The organism is Pantoea sp. SGAir0430 (assembly GCF_043549295.1).
Genome location: NZ_CP039428.1, coordinates 548492 through 569758, shown reverse-complemented (window position 1 = coordinate 569758; position 21267 = coordinate 548492). Strand labels below are relative to the sequence as shown.

General features: G+C 58.5%; 16 protein-coding genes. 9 read left to right on the top strand and 7 right to left on the bottom strand.

Translation table 11 applies throughout. The annotated features are described in order from the left end of the window. The first annotated feature begins 11 nt into the window (after positions 1-11). From E7738_RS21660 to E7738_RS21645, 4 genes are all read left to right on the top strand, one after another. Positions 12-1448, top strand: a complete 1437-nt coding sequence (locus E7738_RS21660; protein ID WP_278426915.1) for a 6-phospho-beta-glucosidase — start codon at positions 12-14, stop codon at positions 1446-1448. A 322-nt stretch (positions 1449-1770) separates the two neighbouring features. Then, positions 1771-2334 carry a YfiR family protein gene (locus tag E7738_RS21655; protein ID WP_058775074.1) on the top strand — a complete coding sequence of 188 codons (564 nt, stop codon included), beginning with the start codon at positions 1771-1773 and terminating at the stop codon, positions 2332-2334. 1 nt (position 2335) lies between these two features. Further along, on the top strand, positions 2336-3550 hold the full coding sequence (locus E7738_RS21650; RefSeq protein WP_241798489.1) for a diguanylate cyclase domain-containing protein: 1215 nt from the start codon (positions 2336-2338) through the stop codon (positions 3548-3550). After that, complete coding sequence (locus tag E7738_RS21645) at positions 3547-4020, top strand: OmpA family protein (RefSeq protein WP_325924273.1); 474 nt, start codon at positions 3547-3549, stop codon at positions 4018-4020. Before E7738_RS21650 ends, E7738_RS21645 begins: the two co-directional genes overlap by 4 nt. An 8-nt stretch (positions 4021-4028) precedes the next feature. Here E7738_RS21645 and E7738_RS21640 read toward each other — a convergent pair whose 3' ends face one another. Together E7738_RS21640 and E7738_RS21635 are read right to left on the bottom strand one after the other, a co-directional pair. After that, a complete protein-coding gene (locus tag E7738_RS21640) occupies positions 4029-4985 on the bottom strand; it encodes an apurinic/apyrimidinic endonuclease family protein (RefSeq protein ID WP_394516435.1) in 957 nt (318 codons plus the stop codon). 105 nt (positions 4986-5090) lie between these two features. Continuing rightward, a complete protein-coding gene (locus tag E7738_RS21635) occupies positions 5091-7121 on the bottom strand; it encodes a choline transporter (RefSeq protein WP_021509525.1) in 2031 nt (676 codons plus the stop codon). Positions 7122-7362: 241 nt separating this feature from the next. On the opposite strand from E7738_RS21635, the gene betI reads away from it, so the two are divergent. From betI to betA, 3 genes are read left to right on the top strand one after another with little or no spacing between them, the layout of a single operon-like run. Then, positions 7363-7959 (top strand): transcriptional regulator BetI, encoded by a 597-nt coding sequence (gene betI, locus E7738_RS21630; RefSeq protein WP_150059071.1) that lies wholly within the window; start codon positions 7363-7365, stop codon positions 7957-7959. Between the two features lie 13 nt (positions 7960-7972). Next, positions 7973-9445 carry a betaine-aldehyde dehydrogenase gene (betB, locus tag E7738_RS21625; RefSeq protein ID WP_394516434.1) on the top strand — a complete coding sequence of 491 codons (1473 nt, stop codon included), beginning with the start codon at positions 7973-7975 and terminating at the stop codon, positions 9443-9445. Between the two features lie 25 nt (positions 9446-9470). After that, on the top strand, positions 9471-11150 hold the full coding sequence (gene betA / locus E7738_RS21620; protein ID WP_238562275.1) for a choline dehydrogenase: 1680 nt from the start codon (positions 9471-9473) through the stop codon (positions 11148-11150). A 171-nt stretch (positions 11151-11321) separates the two neighbouring features. On the opposite strand, the gene E7738_RS21615 is transcribed toward betA, so the two are convergent. Further along, on the bottom strand, positions 11322-12239 hold the full coding sequence (locus E7738_RS21615; protein WP_394516433.1) for a LysR family transcriptional regulator: 918 nt from the start codon (positions 12237-12239) through the stop codon (positions 11322-11324). A gap of 99 nt (positions 12240-12338) precedes the next feature. Between E7738_RS21615 and E7738_RS21610 the strand changes: the two genes are divergently transcribed. Further along, a complete protein-coding gene (locus E7738_RS21610; RefSeq protein ID WP_394516432.1) occupies positions 12339-13670 on the top strand; it encodes an aspartate aminotransferase family protein in 1332 nt (443 codons plus the stop codon). Here the strand turns inward: E7738_RS21610 and E7738_RS21605 are convergent. From E7738_RS21605 to E7738_RS21590, 4 genes are read right to left on the bottom strand one after another with little or no spacing between them, the layout of a single operon-like run. Next, the gene (locus E7738_RS21605; protein WP_394516568.1) at positions 13663-15975 is read right to left on the bottom strand and encodes a molybdopterin-dependent oxidoreductase; all 2313 of its coding nucleotides are present in this window, start codon (positions 15973-15975) and stop codon (positions 13663-13665) included. The genes E7738_RS21610 and E7738_RS21605 overlap by 8 nt on opposite strands. Positions 15976-16009: 34 nt before the next feature. Continuing rightward, a complete protein-coding gene (locus E7738_RS21600) occupies positions 16010-16771 on the bottom strand; it encodes an amino acid ABC transporter ATP-binding protein (RefSeq protein ID WP_058758829.1) in 762 nt (253 codons plus the stop codon). Continuing rightward, a complete protein-coding gene (locus E7738_RS21595; protein WP_021509533.1) occupies positions 16764-17687 on the bottom strand; it encodes an amino acid ABC transporter permease in 924 nt (307 codons plus the stop codon). Before E7738_RS21595 ends, E7738_RS21600 begins: the two co-directional genes overlap by 8 nt. Then, positions 17684-18580, bottom strand: coding sequence for an ABC transporter substrate-binding protein (locus tag E7738_RS21590; protein ID WP_021509534.1), 897 nt, complete (start codon positions 18578-18580; stop codon positions 17684-17686). Before E7738_RS21590 ends, E7738_RS21595 begins: the two co-directional genes overlap by 4 nt. 492 nt (positions 18581-19072) lie before the next feature. Here E7738_RS21590 and E7738_RS21585 point away from each other — a divergent pair, with 492 nt between their 5' ends. Beyond that, positions 19073-21253, top strand: coding sequence for a TonB-dependent siderophore receptor (locus E7738_RS21585; RefSeq protein ID WP_394516431.1), 2181 nt, complete (start codon positions 19073-19075; stop codon positions 21251-21253). The last annotated feature ends 14 nt before the right edge of the window (positions 21254-21267 follow it).

Here is a 21267-nt window from a genome sequence, read left to right as displayed (position 1 = left end):
TGAGGTGAGTGATGTCTGAAGTGACATTTCCTGCGGGATTTTTATGGGGCGGCGCGTTAGCCGCCAACCAGTCAGAGGGGAGTTATCGCGCCGGCGGTAAAGGCTTAACCACGGTGGACATGATTCCCCACGGCGAGCACCGTATGGCGGTTAAGCTGGGGCTGGAGCCGCGCTTTACGCTGCGCGACGATGAGTTCTATCCGAGCCACGACGCCATCGATTTTTATCACCGCTATAAAGAAGATATCGCCCTGATGGCGGAGATGGGCTTCACGGTGTTTCGCACCTCCATCGCCTGGAGCCGCATTTATCCCAACGGCGATGAGCTGACGCCGAACGCGGAAGGTATCGCCTTCTATCGCAGCGTTTTTGAGGAGTGCCGCAAATACGGCATCGAACCGCTGGTCACGCTGTGTCACTTCGATGTGCCAATGCATCTGGTCACCGAATACGGCTCGTGGCGCAACCGTAAAATGATCGATTTCTTCGCCCGCTACGCTCGCACCTGCTTCGAAGCGTTTGATGGGCTGGTGAAGTACTGGCTGACCTTTAATGAGATCAACATTCTGCTGCACAGCCCGTTCTCCGGTGCCGGTCTGGTGTTCGCGCCGGATGAACATCACGAACAGGTGAAATATCAGGCAGCGCATCATGAGCTGGTCGCCAGCGCGCTGGTAACCAAAATCGCCCATGAGATCAATCCGCAGAATCAGATTGGCTGCATGCTGGCCGGCGGCAACTTCTATCCGTGGTCCTGCAAGCCGGAAGATGTGTGGGCCGCGTTACAGAAAGATCGCGAGAACCTATTCTTTATCGACGTCCAGGCGCGCGGCGCTTATCCCGCTTATGCCGCCCGGGTATTCCGCGAGAAAGGCGTGGAGATTGTCATGGCGGAGGGCGATAGCGAACTGCTGCGCCACACCGTCGATTTCATCTCCTTCAGCTATTACGCCTCGCGCTGCGCATCGGCAGAGATGAATGAACAGAACAGCAGCGCCGCCAACGTGGTGAAGTCACTGACCAATCCGCATCTGGCGCGCAGCGCCTGGGGCTGGGGCATTGATCCCCTTGGCCTGCGCATCACCATGAATATGATGTACGACCGCTATCAGAAGCCGCTGTTTCTGGTGGAAAACGGTCTCGGCGCGCACGATGAAATCAATGCCAGCGGGGAAATTGCAGACGATTACCGCATCAGCTACCTGCAACAGCACATTCGCGCCATGGGTGAAGCGATTGCTGACGGCGTGCCGGTGATGGGCTACACCACCTGGGGCTGCATCGATCTGGTCGCGGCGTCGACCGGTGAAATGAGTAAACGCTACGGATTTGTCTATGTCGATCGCGACGACCACGGCAACGGCACGCTCAACCGCCTGCGCAAAAAATCCTTCTGGTGGTATCAGCGGGTCATTGCCAGCAACGGCCGGGATTTGGATTTTAATTAAAAAAATGCGGTGAATGGCGCTGAATGATTGTTCAATTCAGGGCCATTGCGCCACAAAGGGAATATCCGGCGTCGCCGGACAATTCATTTTGCGAAAAATCGCGCCGCTGCGCTAATTTTGCTGCGGGAATATCCGGCAGAAGTCAGCCTTAATACGCTTATTCTGCTGCGTTTTTATTCATTACTCTTTTAACTCTCTATTTAAATCCGGTCCTGACGAATTTATTCTAACCTGCCTGATCGCGGTATCAGCGCCTGTACGGCGGTACTCTTTTGTACAGCGCGATGGTACTATTTCCCGGTTGCTGTTCAGAGATAGCGCTATGTTACAACTACAATTAAAGGTGAAGGGCGACAGCCAGCTGCTCTATTTATTGCAGGGCTTACGCGCATTTCTTCCCGTATTTTCTCTCATTTATCTCCTCTGTTTTCCTGCTGCTCAGGCGGCAAACAGTGCGGTTCAGCGTGACGATCAGGCTAACCGCATCGTCAGCGGCATCATCAGTTTTAGCCACTGGCCACAGTTAACACAGCCGCCACAGCTGTGCGTATTCGCTTCAGCACAGCACCTTGCGCAGCCTCAGGGCCCGACGCCGTTCAGCGTGGTGTGGATTAACCAGACCAGCGAACTCAGCCGCCAGCGCTGCGATGCCATTTACTTCGGCGATCAGACGCCGCAGCAGCAAACTGAACTGCTGGCGATGCTACAGGGTAAAGCCGTCCTGTCCATCGCGGAAAACAACCCGGACTGTGCGGTTGGCGCGGCCTTTTGTCTGATCTTTAACCGCGATCACACCGCATTTTCCGTCAACCTTGACTCGCTGGCGCGCAGCGGTGTCAGAGTGAGCCCGGACGTGTTGTTGCTGTCCCGCAAAGGAAGCAAATAAGATGAAGTTTGATAGCATAAAAAAAGATAAATCATCGATTCGCAATAAGTTGCGTCGTATCAGCACCGTCAATGCCGCCGTGATATTACTGCTGTGCTGGCTGCTGCTGACATCGACGTCTTTACTGTTTATTAAACGCTATGAGAAAAGAAACCTCGAACTCATTGCCGCCACACTCAGCACCAGCCTGACCGCCGCGACGGTATTTGAAGACAGCTATGATGCCCGCAACAAAATAACCCTGCTCGGCAATGAAGGGATGTTTGCCTCCGCGAAGCTGGTCACGGCGGGCAATACCGTACTGGTGGACTGGCACGATCGCCAGCAAGAGAGCGGCTGGTATGAAACGCTACTGCGTCGCTGGATTTATCAGCAGCCGCTGGCGGTGGAAATTAATCACGCCGAAACCCAGGTCGGCCATTTAATGCTGGCTGGCACCGTCAGCGGTGCGGCCGATTTTATTCGCTATTCGGTGATGATTTTATCCATCGGTATGCTGTGCGTGCTGGTGATTTCCTGCCTGCTGAGTGAATTTCTGCATCGCGGTATTCTGCGCTCGCTGCGCAATATCACCAGCGCCATCCATTACGTGATTCGCTCTGGCGATTTCTCGACGCGCGTACCGCAAAATCCGACCAAAGAGTTTCAGCTGTTTTCCGAAGATCTCAACTCGCTGCTGAGTGAAATGCAGACGCTAAAAGCCTCGCTGCTGCGTGATAACCGTTCACTGGCGGCCAAAGCGCTGGAGGATCCGTTAACCGGACTGGCCAACCGCTCGGCGTTTGTTGGCCGCCTGTCGCAGTTGCTGGATCAGCAGCTGGCGCATGAGAATTTTGTGCTGCTGTTTCTCGACGGCGATCGCTTCAAGAGCATTAACGACAACTGGGGCCATGCCGCCGGTGATGAAGTATTGAAGGCCATCGCGGCGCGCCTCAGCGCGCTGGCGTATCAGGACGATCTGGTGGCGCGGCTGGGCGGTGACGAGTTTGCCATGCTGATCACCAGCCGCACCTCAGAAGCCGATCTGCAGCAGCTGACGGAAGATATTCGTACCGCAATCGCGCAATCGATTGTGATTTCGGAAGGCACGCAGATCACCACATCGGTGACCATCGGCTACGCCTGGTCGCAGCATGGCGATTCGGTGGCGTCGATTCTGGAGCGCGCCGATATGCACATGTATAAAAACAAAGGAATGAGTAAGGTACGCGTATGAAACTGAAATCATGTTTGCTGGTTATGGTGCTGGCCTGTGTCGGCTGTCAGTCAACCGGGCGTTTTAGCGACGCGCAGATTAAAGCGATGCGCGACGCCGGCTTCAGCGAAAACACCGAAGGCTGGGGACTGGGCCTGTCCGATAAAATCCTGTTTGGCATCAATGAATCTGACCTGACGCCCGCCAGCAAAGCCAGCATTGCGCTGATGGCGAAAAACCTGGCCGCCACCGGCATTGAACATCTGCGCGTTGACGGCCACACCGATAACTACGGCAAAGCGGATTATAACCAGCAGCTGTCGCTGAAACGCGCCAACGCGGTGGCCGATCAGTGGGCTACCGGCGCGGCGATTCCACGGCAAAACATCGTGACGCGCGGGCTGGGCATGAGCGCGCCGGTCGCCAGCAATAACACTGCGCAGGGCCGGGCGCAAAATCGCCGCGTCGCCATTGTGATCACGGCGCCGTAAGCAGTTAATCAGCGCGTCTGCGCATAGTCATACAGGCGATCGCGCGCGAGGTTCTTCATTTTGACTTCGCACATGATGTCGAAGCGATCAAACGACAGCGCCCAGTCATTCAGCGTCTGGTTGAAATAGTAGTCAGAATGGGCGCGCAGCTTCGGCTTTGAGGCGGCGAGTTGCTCCTGATCGGGAAAGCCGCTCTCCGGGATCAGCCCTTCCTGGGCGATCGAATAGTGCAGCACCGGCCGCACGCCGCGCCACGACTCCAGAATCAGCGCCACGCGCGCATCGCTGGCCTGAATAAACTGATTCTCTTTCACCCAGTGATGGTGAATATCCAGCACCACCGGACACAGCGCACGCGCCTGCAAGACGTCATCCAGCGAGCAGGAAATTTCGTCATTTTCCACCGTCAGCATATTGCGGGCTTCCGGGCTGAGGCGCATAAACGCCGCGCGAAAGCCCTCAATACCGCGTTTGCCGTTCATGTGGATGTTGATTTTGAAATCCTGAAACTGCCTGCCGTAGCCCATCAGCACCGCGCACAGCGTGTGATACTCGACATCCTCCAGCGCCCGATCCACCACGTCATCATTATCCGAAGCCAGCACCGTATACTGGCCGGGATGGAACGACAGGCGAATGTTGTGCTCGCGGGCCAATTCGCCGCAGCGGCTAAACAGCGGCTGCAGCTCGGGCAGAATATCGCCATACAGTTCAGTGGCCAGCGGCACGGTGTACAGCGGCAGCAGATCGCTGCCGATGCGCATCATGCGCAACGCATCAGGCTGCTGCGCCAGCTGTTCCAGCGTTAGAGAGAGGTTCTGCAGGTTATTTTGTGCCAGTGCCAGCAGCAGCGTGGCCGCCGCGTTACGCTCCATAGCGAGAAAGCGTGTGCGGGTGGTGGTTTTAAATGGAAATGGCTGTTTAGCCTCAGAATCAAAGTACTTACACGCAAAACCCAATTTCATTATGTTCCCCTTCAGGTCAGCTAGTGAGTCTAGCTGCCGCTGGCAATTATGCGAGGAACGCCACGTGATTAAACGGGCAGCCGCCTTGCACGGCTGCCCGCACTGTTACACGCTCGGGTAAGTGATATTGCTGCCCGGCGCTTCACGATGCAGATGGATAAAGTTCAGGTGACGCTCGTACTGATCGAGAATGTCGATGATCACCTGCTCCTTGTTGTAGTCCATCAGATCGTTGCCCTGGCTACCCTCCAGCAGGAAGGTTTCCAGCCGGTAATAGTGCGACTTACCGCTGCGGGCGCGATAGGTAAAGCCCGGCACCGAGTACTGCTGCGGCCACACCTGATAGACGAAATCCTGCTCCTCGCCGAGGTGCACGCGCAGATCAAGGTAGCCCAGCGGCTGGCCCTCTTCCGGCGCAACGCTCTCCAGCGATACGCGACCGCCGCGCAGCTCCAGCTCTTTAGCGACATCCTGCATCGCCGGATAGATCACGGTTTCCATCATCTGCTGGGTATAGCGCGTGCCCGGGTAGTTCATCAGGCGCGACAGCCGCTTTTTCCAGCTCAGACGGTCATTGCTCGCCGGAATATAGGGCGCGGTATCACGGCTGGCGCTGGCGCGGCGATGATCTTCCACTTTGAGTGATTTATACAGCCCGGCCATCACAAAGAAAATCACGAAGCTGAACGGCAGGCCCATGATCACCGTGGTGTTTTGCAGCGCAGAGATGCCGTTGGTCATCAGCATGCCCATGGTCAGCACGCCAATCGCCACCGACCAGAAAATGCGCAGCCAGTTTGGCGCATCGCTGTTGATGTCTTTCAGCTTCGAGGTGAAGTTCCCCAGCACCAGCGAGCCGGAATCCGCCGAGGTAACATAAAACAGCATGCCGGTAATGGTGGCGACCGAGGCGCTGAACTTAAACGCCGGGTACTGCGCCAGCAGGCTGTAGAACCCGCGCTCGGCATGCGCCATCACTTCCTGGGCAAAACCGGCATCACCGTGGATGATCTCGTACAGCGCCGCGTTACCGAACACCGACAGCCACAGCAGCGTGAAGGTGAACGGGATAATCAGCGTGCCGAGCACAAACTCACGGATGGTGCGGCCACGGGAAATACGGGCGAGGAACAGGCCGACAAACGGCGACCACGCCACCCACCACGCCCAGAAAAACAGCGTCCAGCTGTTCATCCACTGCGTCGGACGATCAAACGCAAAGGTGTTGAGCGTCATGCCCATAAAGCGGTTGATGTAATCACCGACGTTCAGCACCAGCGCGTTGAGCAGGAAATCCGTCTTGCCCATAAACAACACAAACAGAATCAGACCAAGCGCCAGCGCGACATTCAGCTCCGACAGAATGCGGATGCCTTTATCCACGCCCGAGGTCACCGAAATGGTGGCGATCACCACCGACAGTACAATCAGCGCCATCTGCGCCGTCAGCCCTTCCGGCACATCAAATAACACTTTCAGCCCGTAGTTGAGCTGTACCACGCCGATACCCAGCGTGGTGGCGATACCAAAAATGGTACCGATCACCGCCGCGATATCCACCGTGTGGCCAATCGGGCCGTTAATGCGCTTGCCGAAGATCGGATAGAGCGCCGAGCGAATAGTGAGCGGCAGATTATAGCGGTAGCTGAAGTAGCCGAGCGCGATGCCCATCAGCGCATACATCGACCAGCCGGTCAGACCGTAGTGAAACAGCGTCCACACCATCGCCTGACGCGCCGCTTCCAGGGTCTGCCCGGCCCCTTCCGGCGGCTGCATATACTGGGTGACCGGTTCCGCCACCGAGAAGAACATCAAATCGATGCCGATGCCGGCGGCAAACAGCATCGCCGACCAGCTCAGCAGACTGAATTCCGGTTTGGACTGCTCCGGGCCCAGCTTGATGGCGCCGTAGCGTGAACAGGCCATATAGATGACGAAGACGATATACAGCGTGGCGGCCAGCATGTAGTACCAGCCAAAAGTGGACGATACCCAGTTGACGGCGCTCTGGATCCAGCCGGCAGCGAGATCGCTGTACAAAATGGTGACAAGTGAAAATGTCAGAATCAGTCCGGCAGAGGTGTAAAACACCACGGGATTGATTCTGTCTTTTTCACTGGCAGGTGGATTAATCATCGGTTACCTCTGGTTAATTTCCTGTAATTATTCAATGAAGTAGCAGGGCCGTAGCGATCGGCCTTATCGGTATCGTTCTCCTGTTTTCCCTCCTGATTGTTCGGCACGGTTCAGCATTCACCATCCCGTTGCGCTTTTATAACAACCGAAGCACAGTATCCTAACAAGTTTCTTTTTTATATTGAACGTGCAATCAAAAAAAGTTTTAATAGGGGTCTTACATTGCGGTGGAGCTGGAGTCATGCCAAAGGTGGGAATGCAGCCGATACGTCGTCGGCAACTGATTGATGCGACCCTGAGTACCATTAACGAAGTCGGGATCAATGACGCGACCATTGCGCAGATTGCGCGGCGCGCTGGCGTCTCGACCGGCATCATCAGCCACTACTTCAAAGACAAAAACGGTTTGCTGGAAGCCACCATGCGCGACGTGACGCGTCAGCTGCGTGATGCGGTGGCGGCGCGACTGAAACCGCTGACGGGAGCCGGCACCGAAGCGCGCCTGCTGGCGATTGTCGAAGGTAACTTCGACGACACCCAGGTGCACAGCGCGGCGATGAAAGCGTGGCTGGACTTCTGGGCCAGCAGCATGCATCAGCCGCAGCTGGGTCGCCTGGAACGCGTCAGCAGCCGTCGCCTGTTTTCCACGCTCGCTGCCGAGTTTCGCCGCGAGCTGCCGCGTGAGCAGGCGCGGCTGGCCGCGCACGGTCTGGCCTCGCTGATTGATGGCCTGTGGCTGCGCGCCGCGCTGAGCGGCAAACCGTTTGATCTGGCGATTGCCAGAACGCTCACCACCCAATTCATTCGCCAGCAGCTGGCTGGTGCCGCGAATCACTGAGGAAGGAGCAACCATGTCCCGATTCACCGAGCAGCATTTATACATTGATGGTCAATACGTTGCCGCAGCAGCGGGTGACACATTCAAGACCATCAACCCGGCCAATGGCGAAGTGCTGGCCGAGGTCCATGAAGCCGCGCAGGCGGATGTCGATCGCGCGGTCGCCGCCGCGCAAAAAGGCCAGAAAATCTGGGCGGCCATGACGGCGATGGAGCGGTCACGCATCCTGCGCCGTGCGGTGGATATCCTGCGCGAGCGTAACGATGAGCTGGCGGCGCTGGAAACCCTCGACACCGGTAAACCGCTGAGTGAAACCCAGGCGGTGGACATTGTTACCGGTGCCGATGTGCTGGAGTACTACGCCGGCCTGATCCCGGCGCTGGAGGGCCAGCAGATCCCGCTGCGTGATACCTCCTTCGTCTATACGCGCCGCGAACCGCTTGGCGTGGTCGCCGGTATTGGCGCATGGAACTATCCGATCCAGATCGCGCTGTGGAAATCTGCGCCGGCGCTGGCGGCCGGTAACGCGATGATCTTTAAACCCAGCGAAGTGACGCCGCTGAGCGCGCTGAAGCTGGCAGAAATCTACAGCGAAGCCGGCGTACCGGATGGCGTATTCAACGTGCTGAACGGGCGCGGCGCGGTGACCGGTCAGCTGCTGACCGACCATCCGGGCATCGACAAAATTTCCTTCACCGGAGGCGTGGCCAGCGGCAAAAAAGTGATGGCCAACGCGGCCGGCTCCACGCTGAAAGAGGTGACCATGGAGCTGGGCGGCAAATCGCCGCTGATCGTGTTTGACGATGCCGACCTCGATCTCGCCGCCGACATCGCCATGATGGCGAACTTCTACAGCTCCGGTCAGGTGTGCACCAACGGCACGCGCGTGTTTGTGCCGACGGCATTGCAGCAGGCGTTTGAAGCAAAAATCGCTGAACGCGTGGCGCGCATCAAAGCTGGCGATGTCAACGATCCGGCCACCAACTTCGGCCCGCTGGTCAGCTTCCCGCATCGAGACAATGTGTTGCGCTATATCGAATCCGGCATTAGCGAAGGCGCGCGCCTGCTGTGCGGCGGTAAACGCATGAGCGGCGCGGCGTTTGATAACGGTGCCTGGGTAGAGCCGACCGTGTTCACCGATTGCCGTGATGAGATGACCATCGTACGCGAAGAGATTTTCGGACCGGTGATGTCGATCCTGACCTACGACAGCGAGGAAGAAGTGGTGCGCCGCGCCAATGCCACCGAATACGGCCTGGCTGCGGGTCTGGTCACCCGGGATCTGAATCGCGCGCACCGCGTCATTCACCAGATTGAAGCGGGCATTTGCTGGATCAACACCTGGGGTGAATCCGCCGCTGAAATGCCGGTGGGCGGTTACAAGCACTCCGGTATCGGCCGCGAGAATGGCCTGATGACGCTGCAGAGCTACACCCAGGTGAAGTCTGTGCAGGTCGAACTGACCCGTTTTCAGTCGGTATTTTAATCAAGCTTAACCTGAGGAGCGACTAATGGAATTTGATTACATCATTATCGGAGCCGGATCCGCAGGGAACGTTTTGGCAACAAGACTGACCGAAGACAGCAGCGTGAACGTCCTGCTGCTGGAGGCCGGCGGTCCCGATTACCGCTTTGATTTCCGCACGCAAATGCCGGCGGCGCTGGCCTGGCCGTTACAGGGCAAACGCTACAACTGGGCGTACGAAACCGAGCCTGAGCCGCACATGAATAACCGCCGCATGGAGTGCGGACGCGGTAAAGGGCTGGGCGGTTCGTCGCTGATCAACGGCATGTGCTACATCCGTGGTAACGCCATGGATCTCGACAACTGGGCGCAGCAGCCGGGACTGGAAAACTGGACTTACCGCGACTGCCTGCCCTACTACCGCAAGTCGGAAACGCGCGATATCGGTGCTAATGATTATCACGGCGGCGAAGGCCCGGTGAGCATCACCACCTGTAAGCCTGGCAACAACCCGCTGTTCGCCGCGATGATTGAAGCCGGCGTGCAGGCGGGCTATCCGCGTACCGACGATCTCAACGGTTATCAGCAGGAAGGATTTGGTCCGATGGACCGTTTCGTGACGCCGCAGGGCCGCCGCTCCAGCACCGCGCGCGGTTACCTGGATACGGCAAAACAGCGTCCGAACCTGAAAATCATCACCCACGCCACCACCGATCGCATTATGTTCGAGGGCAAACGCGCGGTCGGCGTGCAGTATCTGCACGGCGCCAGCGATACGTCGCACACCGTGCATGCGCGGCGTGAAGTGCTGCTGTGCGCCGGTGCTATCGCCTCGCCGCAGATTCTGCAGCGCTCCGGCGTTGGCGCGGCGGCATTGCTGAAGCAGCACGACATCCCGCTGGTGCATGATCTGCCGGGCGTCGGTGAAAACCTGCAGGATCATCTGGAGATGTACCTGCAGTACGAGTGCAAAGAGCCGGTATCGCTCTATCCGGCCCTGAAGTGGTGGAACCAGCCGAAAATTGGTGCTGAGTGGCTATTCAAAGGCACCGGTATCGGCGCCAGCAACCAGTTTGAGGGCGGTGGCTTTATCCGCAGCCGGGAAGAGTTTGCCTGGCCCAACATTCAGTATCACTTCCTGCCGGTGGCGATTAACTATAACGGCTCGAATGCAGTAGAAGCGCACGGTTTCCAGTGTCACGTCGGTTCGATGCGTTCGCCAAGCCGCGGTCACGTGCGCATTAAGTCGCGCGATCCGCGCCGGCATCCGGCGATTCTGTTCAACTACATGGCACACGAGCAGGACTGGCATGAGTTCCGCGATGCCATCCGCATCACGCGCCAAATCATCAACCAGCCGGCGCTGGATAAGTATCGCGGCAAAGAGATCAGTCCGGGGCTGGAGTGCCAGAGCGACGAGCAGCTGGATGAGTTTGTGCGCAACCATGCTGAGACCGCTTACCATCCGTGCGGCACCTGTAAAATGGGCAGCGATGAGATGGCGGTTGTGGATGGCGAAGGTCGCGTACACGGCCTGCAGGGGCTGCGCGTGGTCGACGCCTCAATCATGCCGCTGATCATCACCGGTAACCTGAATGCCACCACCATCATGATTGGCGAGAAGATCGCCGACAACATTCGTGGTCGCCAGCCGCTGCCGCGCAGCGAAGCGGACTACTTCGTGGCGGGCGATCGCCCGGTGCGCGGCGAGCCGCTGCGTGCATAAAGCAGTAATATCTCAGGGGAGAACGTACGGTTCTCCCCTTTTTTCGCCCTCTTCTCTCTCGCCACCCTGCCTGCCATTAAGGTCTGTCAGACTTTGCGCCGCACGGTGCTGGCGTCCGGTTGATGTAGCAAACTAACAGTATGTTGTAACTAGAATGCCTTAGCGCCTCCGCTAAGCGCCGGGCTCGTCCAGCGCCAGCGCCTGCAAAAAGCGTTGCAGGATGGCGTTGTGACGCGGGCCCTGGCGGGTGACGAGCGCGATTTGACTGTGGTAATGGAACTGCTGCGGCGCGAGGGCGCGCATTTGCTTTTTCTCCACCCACTGCGCGGCGTAGTGGTCCGGCAGGAAACCGATATAGCGCCCGGTGAGAATGAGAAATGCGATCCCTTCGCGATCGGAAGCGGTGGCGCTGCAGTTCAGCTGCTGATGCAGCGCAATCGCCTCCGCCGGCATGCGAAACAGCGGCGCTATCGCATCGCAGGCCGCCAGCGCGTGGTGTTCCGGCCGCTCCGCCTGGTTAAACAGCGGGTGCGCGTGGCTACAATAGAGCTGCGCATGTTCATCATACAGCTGTGCGTACGCCAGCCCGGAGACCGGCGCCGCCATCGGCAGCGCGCCCACGTGCAGGCGTCCTTCCAGCAGACCTCGCTCGATATCCGCCGCGGTTAACATACTGATGTTGATACGGATCCCTGCCCCGCTCTCCCGCAGCGCCGCCAGTGCATGGGTGAGACGCATGCGCGGCTGCGTCACCAGATTATTGATGATGCCGATGTTGAACTCTCCGCGCAGCTGCTGATGCATCTGGTTCACCTGCTGACGAAAATCTTCCACCGCCGCCATCATGGTCTCGCTGTGTCGTAAAATTTCACACCCTTCCTCGGTGAGCGCAAACCCGGCGCGACCGCGCTGGCACAGGCGCATGCCCAGCCGTTTTTCCAGATCGCTCATATGCAGGCTGATGGCCGAGCGCGTAATGCCAAGCAGGCTTTCGGCGGCGGAAAAGCTGCCGCACTCGCTGACGGTTTTGAAAACGCGCAGCAGTTTGAGGTCAAAGTCGGTCACCTGGGCCAGCGCTTTCTTTTTCATTCAGGTGAGTAAATCCATAAGTGAAGACAAGTTAATTAGCATTTAACTTAACCGGCGGCGGATTGCAAACTCTGCTTAACACATGCCGGAGAAAACCCGATGTCACAGCCGATCAATACCGCCGACCTGAATTTACAGGCGCACTGGATGCCGTTCACTGCTAACCGCTATTTTCAGCAGGATCCCCGTTTTATTGTCGCCGCGCACGGCCACTGGCTGACCGCTGGCGACGGCCGCCAGATTTTCGATAGTCTGTCCGGTTTATGGACCTGCGGCGCGGGCCACACGCGCCGTGAAATCCAGCAGGCGGTCGCGCAGCAACTCGGTACGCTGGATTACTCGCCGGGCTTTCAGTACGGCCATCCGCTGTCGTTTCAGCTGGCCGAGCGCATCGCCAGCCTGATGCCCGGCGATCTTAACCACGTGTTTTTCACCGGTTCGGGATCGGAGTCAGCGGATACCGCCCTGAAGATGGCTCGCGCCTGGTGGCGGGCCAAAGGCCAGCCCAATAAAACCCGGCTGATTGGTCGCGCGCGCGGCTATCACGGCGTGAATATTGGCGGCACCAGCCTTGGCGGAATTGGCGGCAACCGTAAAGCGTTTGGACAGCTGCTGGACGTTGATCACCTGCCGCATACGCTGCAGCCTGAGCTGGCGTTCACCCCCGGCCAGGCCGCCACCGGCGGCGAAGCGCTGGCGGATGAGATGCTGAAACTGATCGAGCTGCACGACGCGTCGACTATTGCCGCGCTGATTGTTGAACCGCTGTCCGGCTCCGCCGGCGCGATTATTCCGCCGCGCGGCTACCTGCAGCGCCTGCGCGAGATCTGTACGCAGCACGATATTTTGCTGATTTTTGACGAGGTGATCACCGGCTTTGGCCGCATGGGACGCTGGAGCGGCGCGGAATATTTTGGCGTCACGCCGGATCTGCTGAACTTCGCCAAACAGATCACCAACGGTGCGATTCCGCTGGGCGGCGTGGTGGCCAGCAGCGAAATTTATCACACCTTTATGTCACAGCCGCTGCCGCAGCACGCAGTTGAATTTGCCCACGGCTATACCTATTCGGCGCATCCGGTGGCCTGCGCGGCCGCGCTGGCGACGCTGGACGTACTGGAAAACGAGGCGCTGATTAGCCAGTCGGCCGAACTGGCACCGCATTTTGAACGTGCGCTGCACGGGCTGCGCGAGTGTCCGCAGGTGGTGGACATCCGTAACTGCGGGCTGGTCGGTGCCATTCAGCTGGCATCCCGTGAAGGTGACGCGACCGTGCGGCCGTTTGAAGCGGGCATGGCGCTGTGGAAAGCCGGCTTTTACGTCCGCTTTGGCGGCGATACGCTGCAGTTCGGCCCGATGTTTGATACCCAGCCGGCCGAACTGGACCGGCTGTTTGATGCGGTAGGCGAAGCCCTGCACGGCCTCAGATAATCTCAGTGCTGTAGCTGACCGGCTGCGGCGGAATAAATGCCTGCACCGGCGTCAGTTCGCCGCGGTATTTGCGCAGCTGCACCACGGTGATTTGTCCGCTACAACCCTGCGCCAGCGATGAAGTGCCGATATCCAGCGTCAGCACATTCGGATTGCCGTGGCGACACAGCGGTCGCAGCGCGGTGGGATCGACCGGATCGTACCAGGCGCCGGTCGGCAACTGCACCACCCCCGGCATAATGCTTTCGGTAACGCGAGCGCTGGCCAGCACGTGACCGCGCTGATTGTACAACTCGATAATGTCGCCGTCGGTAATGCCGCGCGCGGCGGCATCGTGCGGATGCAGGCTGCACACCTCACGTCCTTCGCGTTTGCCGCTCAGGCTGTAGTCACCAAAATCCAGCTGGCTGTGCAGACGCGTGGCCGGCTGGTTGGCGATCAACCACAGCGGATGTTCCGCATCCGGCTGCTGCTGCGGTGCGCGCCACACCGGATGGCCGGGGCAATTTTCATAGCCAAAGCTGGCGATGGTGGCGGAAAAGATTTCGATTTTGCCGCTTGGCGTCGGTAGCGGTGCCGCCGCCGGATCGGCCCGAAACGCATTGATCATCCGCCCGCCATCTTTCAGCTGCGGCAGTTCAATCACGCCCTGCAGCCAGAACTGGTCGAAGTCAGGAATCGTCACCTGATGCGCGGCCAGTTTTTCCTGCAGCTGCGCGTAGTGATGGCGCAGCCAGCCGCGGGCGTCGCGTCCTTCGGTGAACGACTCTTCACGGCCTAAACGACGCGCCAGTTCAGCAAAAATGGTGTAGTCATCCTGCGCCTGCGCGTAAGGTTGTGCCACCGGCTGCATGGCAAACAGATGACGATCGGTCGGCGCACCGCCGATATCTTCACGCTCCAGCGTCATGGTGGCAGGCAGCACGATATCCGCATGGCGCGCGCTGGCGGTCCACGCGGTCTCGTGCACAATCAGCGTATCCAGCTGGCAAAACGCCTGCCGCAGCCGCGCCAGATCCTGATGATGATGGAACGGATTGCCGCCCGCCCAGTAGGCCAGACGGATATGCGGATAGGTCAGACGCCGGCCGTTGTAATCAAATTGCGTGCCGGGATGCAGCAGCATATCGGCGATACGCGCCACCGGAATCAGCCGGTCAATACCGTTCTTACCCTGCGGCAGCGCCGGGAAACTCACCAGATTATGATGCTTCCCGTAATGGCCGAGCGCGCCGAGCGCATAGGTGTATCCACCGCCCGGCAGCCCCGGCTGTCCCAGCGCGGCCGCCAGCACCAGCCCCAGCCATACCGGTTGCTCACCGTGTTCCGCGCGCTGCAACGCGTGCGCCACGGTAACCAGCACGCGCTTGCCGTGCAGCTGGCGCGCAAAATCGGTGATTGTTGCCGCGCTGACGCCGCAAATCTCAGCCGCCCACTGTGCGTCGCGTCGCGTACCGTCCTCTTCGCCGCGAACATAGGCGACCATTTGCGGCCAGCCGACGGTGTAACGCGCGAGGAAAGCTTCATCGGTGCGCTGCTCGTCAATCAGCACCGACAGCAGACCGAGAATGAAGGCCGCATCGGTACCAGGACGCAGCGCCAGCCACTCTCCCTGCGCCTCATCGGGCAGATCGCTCTGCAACGGGCTCACCGAAATAAAGCGTGCGCCGCGTTCTGCCGCCTGCTGCATAAAGCCGCGTTCGGTGTGTTCGCTCAGACCACCGCTTGCCACCTGCGAGTTTTTCAGCGCCAGGCCGCCGAACGCCAGCACGATCTCGCTATGCCGGGCGATCTCTTCCCAGCTGACGCCGCGGCGGGCGATCTCATTCATGTCGCCGACGATATGCGGTAACAGCACCGAAGCCGAGCCGGAACTGTAGCTGTTCACCGAGCGCACATAGCCGCCCATCACCGTGTTAAGAAAGCGGTGCACCTGGCTCTGCGCGTGATGAAAACGGCCGGCACTTGACCAGCCATATGAGCCACCAAAAATACCTTCCGGCCCATACGCGTCACCGACGCGCTGCATTTCGCGCGCCACCAGCGTGTAAGCCTGCTCCCAGCTCACCGCCACATAGTCGTCATTACCGCGACGTGGATCCGCGCCGGGCCCGTTTTCCAGCCAGCCACGGCGCACCATCGGTTGCGCCACGCGCGCCGGGTGATGCAGGACGTTGTGAAAGTTTTGCAGCAGCGGGCTGGGATCGGGATCGCCGTGAAACGGTTCGATGGTCAGCCGATCTCCCTGCTGGCGGGCAGTAAAAGCACCCCAGTGGGCGCTGTGCATCACCGGTTTTTGCGTCATCATGCTTCCTGGCGTCAAAAATGAAAAACGGTGCTTACAGCACCGTTGCAATAAAGTTTCTTACCCGTCCGTTTTCCGGATCGTCGAGCACCTGCTGCGTCGGCCCCGCCGCCACAATCCGCCCGCCTTCCATAAACACGATGTTGTCAGCCACCTCGCGCGCAAAACCGATCTCGTGCGTCACGATCACCATGGTGATGCCGGAGTGCGCCAGCTGTTTGATCACCTGCAGCACTTCACCCACCAGTTCCGGATCGAGCGCAGACGTGGGCTCATCAAACAGCATCACGCCGGGATCCATTGCCAGCGCACGGGCGATCGCCACGCGCTGCTGCTGACCACCGGAGAGATTCTGCGGCCACTCTTCTTCGCGCCCGGCCAGCCCCACCTGCTTAAGCAGCGACAGTGCTTTGCTGGTCGCCTGCTGGCGGCTCTGTTTTTTCACCCGCATCGGCGCATCGACAATGTTTTGCAGTACGGTGCGGTGCGGGAACAGGTTGAACTGCTGAAACACCATGCCGATTTCGGCGCGCTGACGCGCAATCTCGCTGCTGCTCAGCTCGTGCAGCGCCTGGCCTTTCTGTTTGTAACCGATGATCTCGCCACCGATACGAATCGTGCCGCCATCCAGTTTTTCCAGATGATTAATGCAGCGCAACAGCGTCGATTTGCCTGATCCGGACGGTCCGAGGATCACCGTCACCGAGCCAGCCGGGATATCAAGATTAACTTCATCCAGAATAGTGACGCCGGAAAAACGTTTGGTCACCTTACGTAAGGCGATCGCTTCAGCCATTGCTTACGCTCCTTTCGGCTTTAGGCGCGGAGAAACCGGGCAGTGACTTGAGTAAACTGCGCTTTTCGCGGCGCGTGACGCCACGGCCAAAGTAGCGCTCGACGTAGAACTGACCAACCGACAGTACCGAAGTCATCAGCAGATACCACAGCGTCGCCACCAGCAGCAGCGGGATCACTTCATAGGTGCGCTGATAGATGATCTGCGCCGAAAACAGCACATCCTGCAGGGAGATCACCGATACCACCGCCGTGGTTTTCAACTGGCCGATGATTTCGTTACCGGCCGGCGGCATGATGGCGCGCATCGCCTGCGGCAGTACGGTATGACGGAAAATCTGCGCCGGACGGTAACCCAGCGCACGGGCGGCTTCCAGCTGGCCGTTGCCAACGCTCTGAATCCCGGCGCGCACGATCTCAGCCGCATAGGCAGACTGATGCATTACCAGCGCGATTACCGCCGCGCTGAACGGACTGACCAGCGCATTGGACTGAGTACTCCAGATTTCACCCAGACCCGGCAGCGACAGCGAAATGGTCGGGTACAGCGCCGCGATGTTGTACCACAGGAACAGCTGTACCAGCATCGGTACGCCGCGGAAAAACCAGGTATAGAACCAGCTGACGCCGACCAGCACCGGGTTGGATGACAGGCGCATCAGCGCCAGCACCGTGCCAAAGGCGAAGCCCAGCACCACCGAAATCGCTGTCAGCTGCAGTGTCATCAGCACGCCCTGCAGGATCGACTCGCCGGTGAAGTTTTCCGCAATCACGCCCCATTCGAAGCGCGGATTGTTGATCATCGAATGCGCCATCGCCACCACGCACAACAGCACCACCAGCGCACTGAGCCAGCGTCCGTAGTAGCGTTTACCGACGATTTTCAGATCGTCGGTGTGGTCGTGAAAGTCACTCATTGAAAGATATCCTGATTACGTTTTGACTCTTTAACCGCGCCAAAGCCGATGCCCCAGTTATCCAGGATCTTCTGGTAGCTGCCATCTTTAATCAGCGAGTTCAGCGCTGCCTGTACGGCAGGTTCAAGCGCGGAATCTTTCGGGAAGGCGACCGATACCGGCGCATCATGCACGGTGATTTCGCCGCTCATGGTCAGCGGTTTGATCACTTTCACCTGCCACAGCAGGCCTTCGTATGGACCGAGGAACATCGGCACACGCCCGCTGACCACGGCCTGAACACCCGCCGGGCGATCCGGGAACACTGACACTTTAATCGGTTTTTTCCCGGCCGCTTCACAGGCTTTGCTGGCCTCTTCCAGACGGGTCACCTGGGTGGTGCCGGAACCGGCACCGACTTCTTTACCGCACACCTCGTCGAGGGTTTTGAACGGCGCGACGTTGGCGTCTTTCCGCGAAATAATGCCCAAACGGCTGGCGTCGTAGTAACTCACAAAGTCGATAATTTTGGCGCGCGCCGGCGTGGCGTTGATGTTGGACAAGGCCACATCGTAGCGGCCGGTTTTCAGTCCCGGAATGATGTTGTCGAAGCCGCCGGTGTCACGCCACTGCACCTGAATGCCGAGACGCTCACCGACCGCGTTCATGATGTCAATTTCACGACCAGCCAGCGTTTTGTTGTCTTCTTTATAGAAGGTGGTGGGCGGCGTGTTGGGGTTGGTTCCTGCCACAATATAGCCGCGCTTCGCCACGTCGGCGGGCACCAGGCTTTTCAGCGCGGCATCAGCCTGAACATGCAGTGAGCTGTCGGTTGGGACGGATTGTTCGGCGGCAAACGCGGTGTGCGCACTGAGAGCGAGTGCGAAAAGGGTGATACCTTTTGCGAATTTCACTGGAACCTTTCTCCTGATATTTAAAATGTTTCCCGGCAGGGAAAAGGCGTCGAGGTAGCGATGTATTTTTCCCTTTGCTCATGTCGCGTAAAGCCGCGCGGAGCAAAGGATTGTCATCCTCAAAACGTCCCGCAGCCATTCTCAGGAAGATAGGCAGCGATCACAAATGCGAAAAACAGATATCTATTGCCGAAATCCGGCAATAGGTTTCTTTGCTGGCCTGAATGCGGCCCTGTCGTCGCGCAAAAATCAGATTGTTGCCGCAAATCAGGCACCTCCTTATCCTGCCACGCTGAATGATTTGCTTATTAGCCATAACGTTCCTGTCTAAGCCAGCGTATCGCCCTGCTGACAAAAACTGACAAAAAAGCGGCCCGTCGAGGCGATGTGCGCAGGAATGTAAAGAAGTCGCACATCAATATACAATGCAAACCATTCTCATTATCATGCGCATTTGCTTACAAATGTTAACGCATCAGGGAGATGATATAAGTGAATGTAACTGTATGTGGCAAAAAGCGTCCGGTCGCACTGTACCTGGCAGGCCTGTTAACCTCACCGGTGTTTGCCGCTGAACCCACGGAGAAGCTGGCCGACGATGAGTCGATGATTGTGACGGCAGAGCAGGAGCTGAAGCAGCAGCCGGGAGTTTCCACCATTACCGCTGAAGACATCAAAAAAAGTCCGCCCGTTAACGACCTCGCGGACATCATCCGCAAAATGCCCGGCGTTAACCTCACCGGTAACGGCGCCAGCGGCAGCCGCGGTAACAACCGTCAGATCGACATTCGCGGCATGGGCCCGGAAAACACTTTGGTGCTGATCGATGGCGTGCCGGTCACCTCCCGTAACTCGGTGCGTTACAGCTGGCGCGGTGAGCGCGACTCACGCGGAGATACCAACTGGGTGCCGCCGGAAATGGTGGAACGCATTGAGGTGATACGCGGTCCGGCCGCTGCCCGTTATGGCTCCGGTGCCGCTGGCGGTGTGGTCAACATTATTACCAAACGCCCCACCAATGACTGGCACGGCTCGCTGTCGCTGTTCACTAACCAGCCAGAAGATGACAAGGAAGGCGCCACCCGCCGCGCGAACTTCAACCTCAGCGGTCCGCTGGCCGGTGAGGCACTCACCATGCGGCTGTACGGCAACCTGAACAAAACGGATGCCGACGCCTTCGACATTAACACCGCACAAAATGGCGCTTATGCCGCCGGACGCGAAGGCGTGCGTAATAAAGACATCAACGGCGTGCTGTCGTGGAAAATCACCCCGACGCAGATTGTCGATTTCAGCTATGGCTACAGCCGCCAGGGCAATATTTATGCTGGCGACACGCAAAACAGCAACAGCAATGCCAGCGCCAACGGGCTGGTGGAAGCGCTGTACGGCAGCGAAACCAACCGCCTGTATCGTCAGAACTACGGAGTGGTGCACAACGGCATCTGGGACTGGGGCACCTCTAAGCTCAACTTTAGCTATGAGAAAACCAATAACACCCGCCTGAAAGAAGGCTCCGGCGGCAGCACCGAAGGGATGATCAACAGCGATACGTACGCTACCAGCCGGTTGGAGAGCTATCGCGCCGGCGGCGAGATCAATTTCCCGCTGCAGCTGCTGGTCGATCAAACCGTTACGCTGGGTGCTGAGTGGAATCGCGATGAGCTTAACGATCCGGCATCGGTACAGGCCACCAGCGCACCGGGCGTCGATTTCGGCGGCGTTTCCAGCGACGGTTCGCAGCGTGACAGTAAAAACAGCGCCACCATCAGCTCGCTCTATTTCGAAGACAACATCGCCGCCACCGACTCCACCGAAGTGATCCCCGGCCTGCGCTTCGACTATCACGATCAGTTTGGCGCTAACTGGAGCCCGAGCCTCAACCTGTCGCAGGGCCTCGGTGATTACTTCACGCTGAAAGCCGGTATTGCGCGTGCCTTTAAAGCGCCAAACCTGTATCAGTCCACTGAGGGCTACATCCTGTCGACGCGCGGCAACGGTTGTCCGATTGGCCTGTCACGCTGTTACCTGCTGGGCAGCAAAGACCTTGATCCCGAGATCAGTGTGAATAAAGAAGTGGGCATTGAATTCAGTCATCAGGGCTATGTCGCGGGCATCACCTGGTTCCGCAATGATTACAAAAACAAAATCATCTCCGGCACCACGCCGGTGGCTTCAACCGGCTCGTATAACCTGCTGCGCTGGGAAAATGGCGGCAAAGCGATCGTCGAAGGGCTGGAAGGCAATCTGAGCATCCCGCTGATCGCCGACACGCTGGAGTGGCGCACCAATGCCACCTATATGTTCCGCTCGGAGAGCAAAAAAACCGGCAACCCGCTGACGGTAATTCCTGAATTTACCATCAACTCGCAGCTGGAGTGGCAGGCGACCGAGGCGTTCAGCGCCAACATCAACTGGACGCAATACGGTCGACAGAAGCCACGCCAGTATGCGGAAACCAGCCTCGAGGCCAGCCGTGGTCTGTCGCAGCGTGAAATCAGCCCGTATTCCATTGTCGGGCTGAACCTCAACTATGACATCACTAAAAACCTGAGCGCCAACGCCGGTATCAATAACCTGTTTGATAAGCGCGTTTATCGCGAAAATGCCGGGGCATCGACCTATAACGAACCGGGCCGCGCCTGGTACGCCGGTGTCACGATGTCGTTCTGAGGAATGGACGCGAT